At 64.1% G+C, this 14,505-nt stretch carries 12 protein-coding genes; 4 read left to right on the top strand and 8 right to left on the bottom strand.

The features are described from left to right. Positions 1–40: 40 nt before the first annotated feature. From GJR99_RS09385 to GJR99_RS09370, 4 genes are all read right to left on the bottom strand, one after another. On the bottom strand, positions 41–1,162 hold the full coding sequence (locus GJR99_RS09385) for an inorganic phosphate transporter (protein WP_191967150.1): 1,122 nt from the start codon (positions 1,160–1,162) through the stop codon (positions 41–43). A 130-nt stretch (positions 1,163–1,292) separates the two neighbouring features. After that, positions 1,293–2,585 carry an O-acetylhomoserine aminocarboxypropyltransferase/cysteine synthase family protein gene (locus GJR99_RS09380; RefSeq protein ID WP_151111492.1) on the bottom strand — a complete coding sequence of 431 codons (1,293 nt, stop codon included), beginning with the start codon at positions 2,583–2,585 and terminating at the stop codon, positions 1,293–1,295. A gap of 120 nt (positions 2,586–2,705) precedes the next feature. Further along, the gene (gene metX, locus GJR99_RS09375; protein ID WP_151111490.1) at positions 2,706–3,953 is read right to left on the bottom strand and encodes a homoserine O-acetyltransferase MetX; all 1,248 of its coding nucleotides are present in this window, start codon (positions 3,951–3,953) and stop codon (positions 2,706–2,708) included. Further along, entirely contained in the window at positions 3,950–5,290 is a 1,341-nt protein-coding gene (locus GJR99_RS09370) for an O-acetylhomoserine aminocarboxypropyltransferase/cysteine synthase family protein (protein ID WP_151111488.1), read from the bottom strand. The genes metX and GJR99_RS09370 overlap by 4 nt, the downstream gene beginning before the upstream one ends. 158 nt (positions 5,291–5,448) lie before the next feature. Here GJR99_RS09370 and GJR99_RS09365 point away from each other — a divergent pair, with 158 nt between their 5' ends. Then, the gene (locus GJR99_RS09365) at positions 5,449–5,667 is read left to right on the top strand and encodes a hypothetical protein (RefSeq protein WP_151111486.1); all 219 of its coding nucleotides are present in this window, start codon (positions 5,449–5,451) and stop codon (positions 5,665–5,667) included. Between the two features lie 72 nt (positions 5,668–5,739). Then, positions 5,740–7,887 carry an NAD-dependent DNA ligase LigA gene (ligA, locus tag GJR99_RS09360; protein ID WP_151111484.1) on the top strand — a complete coding sequence of 716 codons (2,148 nt, stop codon included), beginning with the start codon at positions 5,740–5,742 and terminating at the stop codon, positions 7,885–7,887. A 48-nt stretch (positions 7,888–7,935) separates the two neighbouring features. Here the strand turns inward: ligA and GJR99_RS09355 are convergent, their stop codons facing one another. The 3 genes from GJR99_RS09355 to GJR99_RS09345 all read right to left on the bottom strand — a co-directional run bounded on the left by GJR99_RS09355 (position 7,936) and on the right by GJR99_RS09345 (position 10,336). Beyond that, entirely contained in the window at positions 7,936–8,871 is a 936-nt protein-coding gene (locus tag GJR99_RS09355; RefSeq protein ID WP_151111482.1) for an ABC transporter permease, read from the bottom strand. Beyond that, positions 8,868–9,836 carry an ABC transporter ATP-binding protein gene (locus tag GJR99_RS09350; protein ID WP_151111480.1) on the bottom strand — a complete coding sequence of 323 codons (969 nt, stop codon included), beginning with the start codon at positions 9,834–9,836 and terminating at the stop codon, positions 8,868–8,870. The genes GJR99_RS09355 and GJR99_RS09350 overlap by 4 nt, the downstream gene beginning before the upstream one ends. A gap of 227 nt (positions 9,837–10,063) precedes the next feature. Continuing rightward, positions 10,064–10,336: a hypothetical protein gene (locus GJR99_RS09345; protein WP_151111478.1), complete on the bottom strand. Its 273-nt coding sequence runs from the start codon at positions 10,334–10,336 to the stop codon at positions 10,064–10,066. A gap of 126 nt (positions 10,337–10,462) precedes the next feature. Here GJR99_RS09345 and GJR99_RS09340 point away from each other — a divergent pair, with 126 nt between their 5' ends. Beyond that, a complete protein-coding gene (locus tag GJR99_RS09340) occupies positions 10,463–10,999 on the top strand; it encodes a VIT1/CCC1 transporter family protein (protein ID WP_151111476.1) in 537 nt (178 codons plus the stop codon). 29 nt (positions 11,000–11,028) lie between these two features. On the opposite strand, the gene GJR99_RS09335 is transcribed toward GJR99_RS09340, so the two are convergent. Next, positions 11,029–12,543, bottom strand: coding sequence for a methyl-accepting chemotaxis protein (locus GJR99_RS09335; protein WP_151111474.1), 1,515 nt, complete (start codon positions 12,541–12,543; stop codon positions 11,029–11,031). A gap of 217 nt (positions 12,544–12,760) precedes the next feature. Here GJR99_RS09335 and GJR99_RS09330 point away from each other — a divergent pair, with 217 nt between their 5' ends. Next, positions 12,761–14,500 (top strand): excinuclease ABC subunit C, encoded by a 1,740-nt coding sequence (locus GJR99_RS09330; RefSeq protein WP_151111472.1) that lies wholly within the window; start codon positions 12,761–12,763, stop codon positions 14,498–14,500. The last annotated feature ends 5 nt before the right edge of the window (positions 14,501–14,505 follow it).

Below are 14,505 nucleotides of genomic sequence, written 5' to 3'. Positions count from 1 at the left end.
ACACCGTCAAATGAGGGGCCGATGTGGTTCGGTGGCCGTCTCAGAAGACGCTGGAAGAAAACAGCGCGTACGAGGCGATAGCCGACAGCGACGGCGTCAGTATCCAGAAGAAGATGACGCGGCCGGTCGTTCCGGGGTCGAAGAGGTCGTGGGCGGCGAGTTTGTTCGGTTCTTCTTCACCCATCTTCGGCACTTCGTCCTCGCGTTCTGCAGCGAGAGCGTTGACCGACACTTTCGGTGCTTCGCCGCCGCTGAGTGCGTCGCCGAGTGTGACGGTGCGGGTCGCACGACCCCATCCGAGGCCGACGATACACATCGTCGCGCTCACGGCCAGACTCGCGGGGATACCGATGGCCGAGAGGAACGAGATGAGCGACGCACTCACCGTCTCGACGATGAGCGCCGCGAGAATCGGGAGTTCCGTGAGGTCGTTCCCGACGGTGTCGAGCGTCCGACGGGCGATGGTGAACGCACCGAGCCCAATCGCCCCGGAGGCGACGAGGATTCCCGTGTTCATCTCCAGTGCGCCGTTGCCGACGAGCGGGGCGACGGCGTTAGCGACGTTCGACGCGCCGGCCGAAAACGCCATGTAACAGGCGACGACGACGACCAGAATCGTACTGCCGAACTCGCGGTAGGTCGTGTTCGGCCCGAGGCCCACAGTGGGAATCAACCCGGTCCGTTCGACGCTGAGAAGCGGACCGGGGCTCTGGTCGAGTTTCAGCCACGCGTCGAGATACGGGTAGATGTAGCGACCGATGACCGCACAGATCCAGAACGCGATGACCGGCGCGACGATCCACCACGAGATGATTTCGAGCATCACGTCGGAGTTGAGAGAGCCACGGGCGAGACCGAGGCCGGCAATCGCGCCGACTGCCGTCATCGACGTCGACGCAGGGACACCGAACGTGTTGGAGACCAACAGCGCGAGGCCGACGAAAAACAGGACCGCGACGCTGGCCGCGAGGGTGAACTCGCTCTGTGGGACGATTTCTCCGCCCATCTTCGCGACGACTTCGCGCCCAATCGTCCACCCGCCGAGGAGCGCGAACCCCGTCATCAACGCCGCGGCGGCGAGTTTTCCGAGCACGTCGCTCCCGACGGCCGGCCCGAACGCGACCCCGGTCGACGACCCACCGATGTTGAACCCGACGAACACTGCCACCAGGAGTCCAACGAAGAGGAGTGTTTGTACCACGCACTCTCATTCCCACTCATCCGCAAAAGGAGCGACGGTCGGGGCGCGGTCAGACCGTGGACTGCTCACCGGCCCGACGGTCCACGGAAGTTCAGTTCGACGCCGACCGAATCGCCTGGTCGAGGTCTGCGATGATGTCCTCGGTGTCCTCGATACCGACCGACAGGCGGACCATATCGGGCGTGACGCCCGCCGCAGTCTGTTCTTCTTCGGTGAGTTGCTGGTGGGTCGTCGACGCCGGGTGGATGACGAGCGTCTTCGCGTCGCCGACGTTGGCGAGGAGCGAGGCGAGTTCGACGTTGTTGACGGTGCCCTTCGCCGCCTCGTAGCCGTCCGCGAGGCCGAACGTAATCATGCCACCGTACCCGCCCGACAGATATTTCGAGGCTTCTTCGTGGGTCTCGTGGGATTCGAGACCGGGGTAGTTCACCCACGACACCTTCTCGTGGTCGTCTAAGAACTCCGCGACGGCCTGTGCGTTCTCACAGTGCGCGCGCATCCGAAGTGGGAACGATTCGAGTTTTTCGAGCGTCTGCCACGCGTCGAACGGCGACTGCGAGTTCCCGAGGTCACGAAGGCCGCGAGCGATGGCGGCGTAGGTGAATCCGGCGGGACCGAACGTCTCGTCGAAGTTGACGCCGTGGTACGCCGGGTTCGGCTTGGCAATCTCCGGGTAGTCGTCGGCGTACTCTCCCCACGGGAAGTCGCCACCGTCGACGAGAACGCCGCCGATGGTCGTCCCAGCACCGTGGAGCCACTTCGTCGTGGACTCCCAGACGATGTCGGCACCGTGGTCGAGTGGGTTGCACAGGTACGGCGTCGCGAACGTGTTGTCCACGACGAGCGGCGTCCCGTGGTCGTGGGCAATCTCTGCGATTGCTTCGATATCGGGCGTCACGAGCGCCGGGTTGCCGATGGTTTCGAGGTGGACGAACGCGGTGTCTTCGTCGATAGCCTCCTCGTAGGCGTCCACGTCGAGTGTATCGACGAAGCGGGTGGTGACGCCTCGGCGCTCGACCGAGTGGGTGAGGTAGGTGTAGGTACCGCCGTAGAGCGACGACGCGGAGACGATGTTGTCACCGGCAGACGCGAGCAGGAAGTTCAGCAGGTCGAACGCGGCCATGCCAGAGGACGTGGCGACGGCGCCGACACCGTTTTCGAGAGAGGCCAACCGCTCTTGGAGCATCCCGACCGTCGGGTTCATCAGGCGGGAGTAGATGTGGCCGGGTTTCTTCAGGGCGAACTGGGCGGCGGCGTCCGCCGCGTCGTCGAAGACGTACGACGTGGTCTGATACAGCGGCGGCGCGCGAGCGCCCGTTTCGGGTTCGGGGTCTTGTCCAGCGTGAAGGCTCCGGGTGTTGAATCCGGGCGTGTCGTCACTCATGGTTCGAACGTCGGAGCGAGAGGGGTAAAACAGCGTGACGAGCGCAATTCCCGCCGGTGTCTGCGACACGACTGAACGCGTCGCTCTCCGTGCCACAGCCGTCGAATCCGGGGTGGAATCTTACCGACTGAACAGCGACGAGTGAACCGGTGCGAAGTCCTTCTCTGTGTCCGGTTCGCCGCCGTCGGTGGCCGTGTCGGTCACGGCCCGACCATCGACGCCGTCGGTGACGAAGTCACCGAGCGGTGGGCCGACCTTCTCGGGTTCGACGAGGAAGGCGTCGTGGCCGTGGTCGGATTCGACGACGTGGTGTGCGACCGGCACGTCGCCCGCGCGGAACGCCTCGGCCAGCGACTCCGACTGGTCGGTCGTGAAGTGCCAGTCACCGGTGAACGAGACGAGCAACGCCTCACCTTCGAAGGCGGCCAGCGCCGCCGCGTCGGACTCGTAGCCCTCCGAGAGGTCGAAGTCGTCCATGGCGCGCGTGAGGTAGAGATACGAGTTCGCGTCGAAGCGTTCGGCGAACTTCTCGGCCTGATAGTCGAGATACGACTCGACTTCGCGGTAGGGGAAGAACGCCGCCGCCGGGTCTGCGGGATACATGTCTCCACGGCCACCTCGGCCGGCCGACCGGCGGCCGAACTTGCGGTCCATCGAATCCTTCGAGAGATACATCAGGTGGCCGATTTGCCGGGCTAGACCCAGTCCCTCGACGGGGTCGGGGCGGTCCTCGCCGTAGTAGTCGCCGCCGTTCCAGTTCGGGTCGGTCGTAATCGAGCGGCGAGCGACGGCGTCGAGGCCGAGACACTGTGGGTCGAGACGCGCCGCGGCCGCGACGACGACCAGGCGCTCTACGTCGTCGGGGTACTGGACGGCCCAGTCGAGCGCGTTCATCCCGCCGACAGACCCGCCGACGACGGCGTGCAGTCGGCCGACGCCGAGATGGTCGAGGAGGAGGCGCTGTGCGCGCGTCCAGTCGGAGACGGTGACGGGTGGGAAGTCGGTTCCCCACGGTTCACCGTCAGGACCGTCACTTGCGGGGCCACTCGTGCCGTAACACGACCCTGGGACGTTCACGCAGATGACGTAGTACTCGTTGGTGTCGATTGCCTTGCCCGGCCCGACGATGTCGGACCACCACGCACGCGCCTGTCCCGAGACGCCCGAGTCGGTTCCGTGACCAGCGACGTGTTGGCTTCCGGTGAGGCCGTGACAGACGACGACGGCGTTCGTTCCCGTAAACTCGCCGTAGGCCTCGTAGGCCACCTGCAAGTTCGGGATGATTTCGCCCGACTCGAACTGAAACTCGCCGACGTCGACGACGTCCGATTCGACCTGCCGACCAGGTGCGACGCGTCCGCGACTCATCGGCCCACCCCCGAGAGTTCTCCGCCGTCGGGGGCGACTGGCGCGCGCACCGCCAGCGCCCGTTCGATTGCCTGGTCGAGGTCGGCGACGATGTCGTCGGCGTCCTCGATACCGACGGACATCCGAAGCATGTCGGGTTGGACGCCCGCCGCACGCTGCTCTTCGTAGGAGAGTTGCGCGTGCGTCGTCGACGCAGGGTGGATGAGGAGTGATTTCGCGTCACCGATGTTGGCGAGGAAACTCACGAGTTCGACCGACTCGCAGACGGTCTTGGCCGCCTCGTAGGACGCCTCGTCGTCTTCGCCTTTCAGGCCGAACGTGACCATCCCGGCGTAGCCACCCTCCAGATACTTCGACGCCAACTCGTGTGTCTCGTGGTCGTCGAATCCGGGGTACGACACCCACGAGACGGCGTCGTGGTCGCGGAGGAACTCGGCCACGCGGCGGGCGTTCTCGCAGTGGGCGCGCATCCGAAGCGCCAGCGTCTCGAGGCCCTGAATCGTCTGCCACGCGTCGAACGGCGACTGACACCCGCCGGTGCTTCTGACCGCGCGATGACGAACCACCTGTGCGAACGCTCGCTCACCGAATCGCTCGACGAAGTCCACACCGAAGGCAGGGTTCTCGCCGGAGAGTTCGTCGTAGTCTGCGGCGTCCCACGGGAACGTCCCGCCGTCGACGACGACGCCGCCGACGGTGGTTCCCGACCCGTGAATCCACTTCGTCGTCGACTCCCAGACGATGTCGGCACCGTGTTCGATGGGTCGGCAGAGCGCCGGCGTCGCGAACGTGTTGTCCACGACGAGTGGGACGCGATGGTCGTGGGCCACGTCGGCAATGGCTTCGAAATCCGGCGTCTTCAACGAGGGGTTCGCCACCGTCTCGACGTGGACGAACGCGGTGTCTTCGTCGATGGCGTCGGCGTAGGCGTCCTCGGTTAGCGTCTCGACGGTTCGGGGTTCGATACCCCGTCGGCTAGCGGTTTTGGAGAAGTACGAAGATGTACCGCCGTACATGTCTTCCGAGAGGACGACGTTGTCGCCGGCGCTGGCGAGGATGGTCGTGATGGCGTCGATAGCGGCCATCCCCGAGGAAGTGACGACCGAATCGACCCCCGATTCGAGGGCGGCGAGGCGACGTTCGAGGATACGAGTCGTCGGGTTCGAGATTCGTGAGTACACGTCGCCGTCCGATTCGAGCGCGTAGAGGTCTGCGGCGGTGTCCGCGTCGTCGAAGACGTACGACGTGGTCTGATAGAGTGGCGGGGCACGGGCCCCTGTGGCCGGGTCCGGGTCCTGTCCGGCGTGGAGGCCACGAGTGCGGAAACCTCGAGTCATGTATGAGATGCATATTTCTGGACCAAAGAATAACCACTAGTTACGGCAAGCGTTGCCAGCAATCGAGTGGAGACACGGACGAGTGTCACGAAATCGACAGCCAGAGTGGTCTCTCGACCGGCCCCAACGTTCATTCCAGTCGACACGATACGAAGTGTATGACCGAACACCTCTTCGGGGTTGGTGTCATGTTTCTCGCCATCGGCCTCCCCGGCGCCGTCAAGCCCTACAAGACCGCCCAGTTCACGGAGCGACTGGACTCTATCGGGAGCAAGACGGCGTGGGACGAGGTGGAACCCGCCGAGTGGAACGTGACACTCACGCGGTTCGGCGGCATCTTCATGACTGCACTGGGCGTCGCGTATCTCTTCGCCTGACTCGTCGCGCCACAGAACGTACCCCACCTCGCCCCGGAGCGTTTACCCACCACCCGTCCGACACATCGACCAATGAGCGACGCCGACGCCGACGCCGATTCGAACCCGTATCTTCGAAACCCGCCGACCGAGTTCGAACCCGCCGAGACACTCTCGCGTGACGAGGCCGAACGCCAGGCCGAACTCCTCCGCGAGGCTATCCGCGAACACGACCATCGGTACTACGTCGAGGCCGAGCCACTCGTCTCCGATGCCGCGTACGACACCCTGTTTTCCCGCCTCGTCGCGCTCGAAGGCGCGTTCGACCTCGATACGACCAACAGTCCGACGAACCGCGTGGGCGGCGAACCGCTCGAGAAACTGGAGACGGTCGAACACACCGCACCCATGCTCTCTATCGACCAGAGTACCGAGGCCACCGACCTCCGCGAGTTCGACGACCGCGTCCGCCGCGAGGTCGGCGACGTCGACTACGTCTGCGAACCAAAGTTCGACGGGCTCTCGATAGAAGTCGTCTACGAAGACGGGCAGTTCGTCCGCGCGGCGACCCGCGGCGACGGCCAACGCGGTGACGACGTGAGCGCACAGGTGCGGACGATTCCGACGGTTCCGCTCTCACTCCGTGGCGACCCACCCGAGCGATTGGCCGTTCGAGGAGAGATTTACATGCCGAAACCGGCCTTCTCGGACCTGAACCGGCAGCGAGTCGAAGCGGGTGAAGACCCCTTCGCCAACCCGCGAAACGCCGCCGCCGGCACGCTCCGCAATCTCGACCCCTCGGTCGTCGCCGAACGACCGCTCGCCGTCTTCTTCTACGACATCCTCGACGCGAGCGTCACGCCCGAGACACAGCGTGCAGCACTCGACCTGTTCTACGACTGGGGCCTCCGCGTCGCAACCGACCACGTCGAATTCGCCGACGACGTGGAAGGTGCAATCGACTACCGCGACCGAATGTTGGACGTCCGCGACGACCTCGACTACGAGATAGACGGCACCGTCATCAAGGTCGACTCGCGCGAGGCCCGCGAACGACTGGGCGAGAAGAGTCGGTCCGTCCGGTGGGCGTTCGCCTACAAGTTCCCGGCCCGCCACGAGGTGACGACGGTTCGCGACATCGTCGTACAGGTGGGCCGGACGGGGCGACTCACCCCCGTGGCCCTCCTCGACCCGGTCGACGTCGGCGGCGTGACCGTCTCGCGGGCGACGCTCCACAACCCCGACGAAATCGCCTCACTCGGCGTCGCAATCGGCGACCGCGTCCGAATCAAACGCGCCGGCGACGTCATCCCGCAGGTGGTCGAAGTCGTCGAGGTCGACGAGCAACGCTCGTCGGCCCGCCGGACGGAATCCGGCGAAGACGCTGGCGGCACCTACGAGTTCCCCGACGAATGTCCCGTCTGCGGGAGTCCGGTTGACCGCGACGGGCCGCTCGCCTTTTGTTCCGGTGGCCTCGCGTGTCCGGCACAGCGCGAAGCCTCCATCGGCCACTTCGCGGTCAAAGGCGCGATGGACATCGACGGACTCGGCGGCGAACGCGTGGCCCAACTCGTCGATTCGGGACTGGTCGACACCGTCGCCGACCTCTACGACCTCACCGTTTCAGACCTCGTCGAACTCGAGGGATGGGGCGAGACGAGCGCACAGAACCTCGTCTCAGCTATCGACGCGACGACGTCCCCGTCGCTCGCGTCGTTCCTCGTCGGCCTCAGCATCCCCGAAGTCGGTGAGGCGACGGCGCGCGAACTCGCCCGCGAGTTCGGGTCGATAGAGGAGTTCCCCATCGACGAAGACGTTCCAGAAGCGCGATTCGACGCGTTCGAAGACCGCCTGACGACGGTCCCGGACGTGGGCGAGACGGTTGCCCACCGTGTCCGCGACTTCTTCGAGAACGAAGACAACCGTGCCGTGATTCGGTCGCTGCTCGACCACGGGGTCTCTCCCGAACCTGTCGAGACCGGCAGCGACGAACTCGTGGGGATGACGTTCGTCGTGACTGGCACACTTGCGGTGAGTCGAAGCGCCATCGAAGAACTCGTCGACTCCCACGGCGGCACCGTCACTGGGTCGGTCTCCGGGAACACCGACTATCTCGTCATCGGTGAGAGTCCGGGACAGTCCAAACGCGACGACGCCGACGAGAAGGGAGTGCCGACGCTCGGCGAAGACGAGTTCGCAGCGGTACTCGCCGAACACGGCGTGGTGTATCCGCCAGAATGACGGTGGCTGGAACACGGTGGCTGAAACGTGGAAAGAAGGGAGTTCGCCTCAGAGGTCGACTCTTTTGAACGTCCAGTAGCCGAGCATCGGCGGGATGACTATCCACCCCAGAAGGATGAGGAAGATGAACTCACCGCTGAAGTAGAACGGGAGCGACTCGGCGAAGACCGGCTCGAGAGCCAACCGTTCACTGAGGCCGGTTTTGAACAGACGGGCAGCGATTGCAGAGTCGTAGAGTTGGACGGAGAGTGTTTCGTAGGCCCGAAGCGGGTTCAGGTACTTGATGAACAGTCTCATCTGGAAGATTTGGACGGTCGTGAGCGTGTCCAAGCCAGGGAGTTCCTGGAGTGCCCAGTTGAGCAGTCGTGGGACGCCGGTCGAAACGGCCGCCCAGAGGACGGAGAAGATGAAGTAGATACCAATCGTGCCGAAAAACGCCTGTCGCTGGGAGTCGGAAGACGCAGAGAGCCAGATGCCGATGGAGACGAACGACGTCGCCAGGAGGCCAGAGAGTGCAACCTGTCCGAGATACGGCGTGAACAAAATCTGCGTGCCAGTCACGGCCATCACGACGAACGCGGCGACGAACCCGGCGAGCATCGAGAGCGACACGACGAGTGACCGCCCGAGAAGCTTGCCGAAGACGACGTCTCGGCGGGAGTTCGGTTGCGACAGCAGGAGCTTGAGGGTTCCCGACTCACGTTCGTCGATGAGTGCACCATGGGCCGTCACGAGTGCGATGAGCGCGAGAATGAACCCAATCATTCCGGTGTAAGAGAAGCCAAACACGCTGAATAGCTGTTGTAACGTCGAAGTGAATCCGAACAGCGATTCCGAGTTCGCCCCGTCGCCCCGCAGCAGATAGCCGAAGAACAGCGCTGCCGACCCACCGATGAGGAGGGTGAAAAACAGCGTGAGGCCCAAGAGCCACCGTGACCGGATGGCGTCGCGGAAGTCCTTACGTGCGACAGATTCGAGCGTCACGCCGGGACCTCCTGTTTCTCCGCTTCGGTGTGCGCGAGGAAGATGTCCTCCAGCGACGCCGATTCGGTCTCGAAGTCGGCAACCGTCGCCCCGTCGGATTCGATGGTGACGACGACGCGTGCCTTCGCGTCGTCAGTACACCCGACGACGAGTTTCCCGTCGCGAGATTCGACAGAGGAGACACCCTCGACGGCACGAACTGCGTCGAGGTCGGCGTCGCCGTCGACGTCGAGACGGAGGATGGCTTCGGCTTCGGCTCTGTCGCGGAGACCCTCGATGCTGTCTTCGGCGATGAGTTCACCCTCGCGCAGGATGCCCACGCGGTCACACACTGCTTCGACCTGTCCGAGCACGTGTGACGAGAAGAACACGGTCGCACCGCGGTCGGCCTCTTCACGGACGATGTCACGCATCTCGCGCGCACCGGCGGGGTCGAGGCCCGACGACGGTTCGTCGAGGATGAGCAGGTCGGGACTCCCGGCGAGCGCCATCGCGAGTGCGAGGCGCTGTTTCATCCCTTTGGAGTATCCACCAGCACGACGGTCGGCGGCATCGGCGTCGAGACCGACGCGAGAGAGGAGTTCGTCAGGGTCGTCGCCTGCTTCTTTCGACTCGATAGCGAACTCGACGTGTTCCCGACCGGTGAGTCGGTCGTACACGTCGTAGCCTTCTGGGAGGACACCGGTTCGTCGGCGGACGGCGACGCTCTCGGCCTGGGCGTCGTGGCCGAGCACCCGAATCGACCCACTCGTCGGGCGCACGAAGTCCAAGAGCATGTTTATCGTCGTCGACTTTCCAGCGCCGTTGGGACCAAGAAACCCGAAGACCTCTCCCGCTTCTACGGAAAACGAAAGGTCGTCGACGGCGGTGACGGCGTCGGTATTAGACGACGGGACGAGCGTATCGAGTACGCCTCCGTCGTCTTCGAACCGTTTCGTCACCCCGTTCAATTCGATGGCGGCCATGGGCGGGCCTGCGTCGTACTGGGTTAAAGGGTTTTAGGTGCAGGAATCACCGACGATAACGGCGGAAGCCGACACAGCGGTGCCGAGAGCACCCAAGACGCGTGTCGAATCGTTCGACTCGGCGTTCAGACCGTGACCCTGAATCGTGTGTCTCCCCGATTAGACCGTGACCCTGAATCGTGTGTCTCCCCGATTAGACCGTGACCCTGAATCGTGTGGTTCGCAAGTCAGACTTCGTCGTCGGGGTCGTGTGTCTCGGACATCTTCGTCGCTTCGGCGGCGTAGCGTTCTCGCAACTTGTCGTCGGCCACGGCTTCGAGATTTTCGACCGGTGCTTCGATAGCGGCCGTCGTGGACATGCGCCGCTGGTGCATCACGGCCGCAGCGAGTTCCTTCCGCAGTTCGTACTCACCGTCGGTCGTCGCGTAGATGAGGACGATGAGGTCCCTGTCGTCGTACGAGCGCTCGACCAACCAGAGTTGGGCGGTGTCGTCGGCCATATCGCGTGATTCAACCGGGGCAACCTTACACGTGGCGCATCCGGCGATAGCGTACCGTTTCCTCCGGACAGGTCGAACGACATCTCGTCACGCGGTTTATCTCGTCAGAGGACGTACACCACCGCTATGCTGGAGACGTTGCTCGGTGACGACGTAGAGTCGTCGGGTCGATACCTTCCAGAGGTAATCTACGGCGCGAACGACGGTATCGTTACGACGTTTGCCGTGGTCGCGGGCGTCGCGGGTGCGGCGCTCAGTCCGGGCATCGTCATCATCCTCGGATTCGCGAACCTCTTCGCCGACGGCTTTTCGATGGGGATGAGCAACTACCTCTCGGAGCGGTCCGAAGAAGACTACCACGACGCAGTCGGCGACGGCCACGTCAGAAGCGACGGCAAGACGCCGATTCAGACCGCCGCTGCGACGTTCGTCGCGTTCATCGTCGCTGGGTGGGCACCGCTGTTTCCCTACGTCTTCCGCATCGAACCGCTGTTTCCCGTCTCTATCGTCGTCACGGGCGTGGCGTTCTTCCTCGTCGGGGCGAGTCGGAGTCTCGTCACCAATCGGTCGTGGGTCGCAAACGGCGGCGAGATGTTCGTCGTCGGCATGGCCGCCGCGGCCGTCGCCTACCTCGTCGGGAACTTCCTCGCCGGTCTCGCCTAACTTCGGTTGTCGTGCGTCAGCGTCGTCGTTCAGGCGTTACCGCCGGTCAGTTCGTCGACTTCCATGGCGAGCACCGAGAGTGCTTGGGCGCTCTCGTCGGTCGCCGAGACGATGCTATCGACCGCACCTTCCGTCTCGACAGTTCGGTCACGCACGTCTTCGATAGTCGCAGTCAACTCTTCGACCGATTCGGCCTGTTCGTCGGTCGCCCGCGACACCTCGGCGACGCCGTCGGCGGCCACGTCTATCGACGAGGCGATCTCTTCGAACGCCTCTAACATCTCGGTGATGCTCTCGTCGGCGTGGTCGATGCGGTCGTTCGACTCCGTCGCCGCCGTCACCGCGTCGTCGGTGCGGGACTGGATGCTCTCTATCTGTTCGGTGATATCTTCGGTGTGCTGTCTCGTCTCGTCCGCGAGCGACTTGACCTCCTCCGCGACGACGGCGAACCCGTCGCCGTCTTGACCGGCGCGTGCGGCCTCGATGTTCGCGTTGAGCGCCAGCAGGTTCGTCTGTTCTGCAACCTCGGAGATGACCTCCACGACGGCCTCGATGTCGTCCATCCGCGCCCCGAGTTCGGTCACCCGGTCGACGAGTTCGTCACTCATCGTGACGACGCTCTCGGTCGCGTCACGTGCCTCGGTGTTGGCTTCGCGGCCTTCTTCGGCCGCCGTGCGCGCTTCTTCTGCCGCGGAGTCGACTTCGTCTGCCGTCGCGGCCACTTCTTCCATCGTCGCGCTGAACTGCTGCATCTGCGTCGCCCCCTCGTCGAGCAAGTCGCGTTGTTGTTCGACGTTATCGACGATTGCGTCGGCCGCCGTGGCCGCACGAGTAACCGCGTCCGTCGCCGTCGCCGTCTCGTCTTCGACGTTCTCTGCTAACTGCGAGAGGTTGCGGGCCGTCTCGTTGACGGAATCGACGACGAGGAGGAGTTGCTCGTCGACGACACCGGATTCGTCGATAGTCGCACGAGCCTCGAGGTTCCCTCGACTCAGTTCGGTGAGCGTCCCTTCGACTTCGTGGACGAGCGTCTCTATCTCTCGGCGTCGCTCGACTTCCTCGGTTCGGTTGCGAACGGTCTGGAGTACCCCGACGAGTTCGTCGTCTTCGTAGAGCGGCATCGCCGTTTGTCGGGCGTGACAAACGTCGCTGTGGGCGTCCTCGAACGTCTCTTCTGTGGCGTAGAGCGAACGACCAGCGTCGTCCAGTTCGACGCCGTCGAAGTCGTCTGCACTCGTCGGGTTGTCGAGGACTGTCTTCGCGAGGACGTCTTTCCCCGACGTCCCGTAGAACAGCTCACCGAGGTTTCGGTGACCGAGTGCGGCGTGAGCAGTCGTTCCAGTGAGTGACTCGACACCCGAGTTCCACGCCGCGATTCGGCCCTCGTCGTCGAGGACGAACGCAGGTAAGCCGACGCCATCGAGGAGGACATCGTCGTCGACGTTCAGGTCGGGTGCGCTCGCGACGACGGCAGTACCGCCATCGGTCAACGGCGTCTGACTACCGACCCACGAGCGGAGACGAGTGATGATTCCGAGTCCCATTTGACCACTCGTTTCCAACCCCTACACGAGTACTTTACCCACTGATTATCAGTCGAGATAATAAGCAGACGAAAGGTGTATTCTGATTTTACAGAATAGAATCAATCGTGAGAGTAGACAGGGACGAGTAGACCAGCGGAAGGACGAGTAGACCAGCGGAGCGTTCCAGCGCACCGACGCGTCAGCCTCAAGCCGTTCGCGAGGTAATCACCGCCAGATGGACGCAGGCGCGGTCAGAGAGCGAGCCAGCGAACTTCCGTCGGACCCCGGAGTGTACCAGTTTCTCGACGGCGAGACGGTGCTCTACGTCGGGAAAGCGGTCGATATCCGTGCCCGCGTCAGGTCGTACGCAGACCCGCGGTCCCAGCGCATCTCTCGGATGGTCTCGCGTTCTTCGGGTATCGACTTCGCCGTCACGGACACCGAGACGCAAGCGCTCCTCCTCGAAGCGAACCTCATCAAGCGCAACCAGCCGCGCTACAACGTTCGCCTCAAAGACGACAAATCCTACCCGCTCGTCCAACTGACCGACCACCCCGTCCCCCGCATCGAGGTGACTCGCGACCCCGAAGACTCAGCGACTGTATTCGGTCCGTACACAGACAAGGGCCGCGTCGAGACTGTCGTCAAGGCGATTCGAGAGACGTACGGACTCCGAGGCTGTTCGGACCACAAGTACGCGAACCGCTCGCGGCCGTGTCTCGACTACGAGATGGGTCTCTGTACGGCCCCGTGTACCGGTGAGATAGCCGAAGACGCCTACCGAGACGACGTCGAGTCCGCGGTTCGGTTCTTCGAAGGCGAGACGGGCGTCCTCTCGGACCCACTCCGTCGAGAGATGGAAGCGGCCGCCCAGAACGAGGAGTTCGAGCGCGCGGCCAACCTCCGTGATAGACTCGAAGCAGTCGAATCGTTCCACGGCGCGGGCGAGGCGGCCGTCTCGTCGCAGTCCGACGAGCGGGCAATCGACGTGCTCGGCGTCGCACTCCGCGGCGACTCGGCGACTGTCGCCAGACTCCACGCCGAACGCGGCCAGTTAGTCGACCGAACCCGACACCACCTCGACGCACCGGAGGGCGAAGACCGGACTGCGGCCGTCCTCTCGGCGTTCCTCGCACAGTTCTACGCGGAGCGAACGCTCCCCGACGCCGTCGTCTTGTCTGAACATCCAGACGACGAAGACGTGGTCTCGTGGCTCGAATCCGAGGGCGTGAGCGTCCGCGTCCCCGGTGCAGGCCGGGAAGCGAAACTCGTCGAACTCGCGTTGAAGAACGCCCGGCGTCGCGCCGGCCGTGACGACGGCCTCGCCACGCTGGCCCGAGAGTTGAACCTCGACGTCCGGCGCGTCTCCCGTATCGAGGGATTCGACGTGAGTCACGCACAGGGAAAGTCCGTCGTCGGCAGCGACGTCTGTTTCGTAGACGGGAGCGCCGAGACGTCGGATTACCGCCGACGGCGACTCACCGAGCGAAACGACGACTACGCCAACATGCACGACCTGATTCATTGGCGGGCGACCCGCGCCCTCGAAGGACGTGACGACCGACCCGACCCGGACCTCCTCCTCGTCGACGGCGGGAAGGGGCAGTTGAACGCCGCACTCGACGCACTCGAAGAGACGGGATGGGACGTCCCGGCGGTCGGAATCGCCAAAGACCGCGAGTTGGTCATCACGCCGGACCGAACCTTCGACTGGCCGGACGACGCCCCACACCTCCACGTCCTCCAGCGCGTCCGCGACGAAGCACACCGGTTTGCGGTCCAGTACCACCAGACGCTCCGCGACGAGGTGAAGACCGTCCTCGACGACGTCCCCGGCGTGGGGCCGAAGACGCGGCGAGCGTTGTTGACGCGGTTCGGAAGCGTCGAAGGCGTCCGTGAGGCCACAGTCGACGACTTGACCGACGTCCCCGGCGTCGGGAAGAAGACCGCCGAGCAACTGAAGCGGCGACTGTAACGTCC

The sequence above is a fragment of the Haloferax marinum genome (genome assembly GCF_009674625.1).
GTDB lineage: Archaea > Halobacteriota > Halobacteria > Halobacteriales > Haloferacaceae > Haloferax > Haloferax marinum.
Note: the sequence above shows the minus strand (reverse complement) of the source record. Positions and strands in the feature narration are given on the sequence as shown.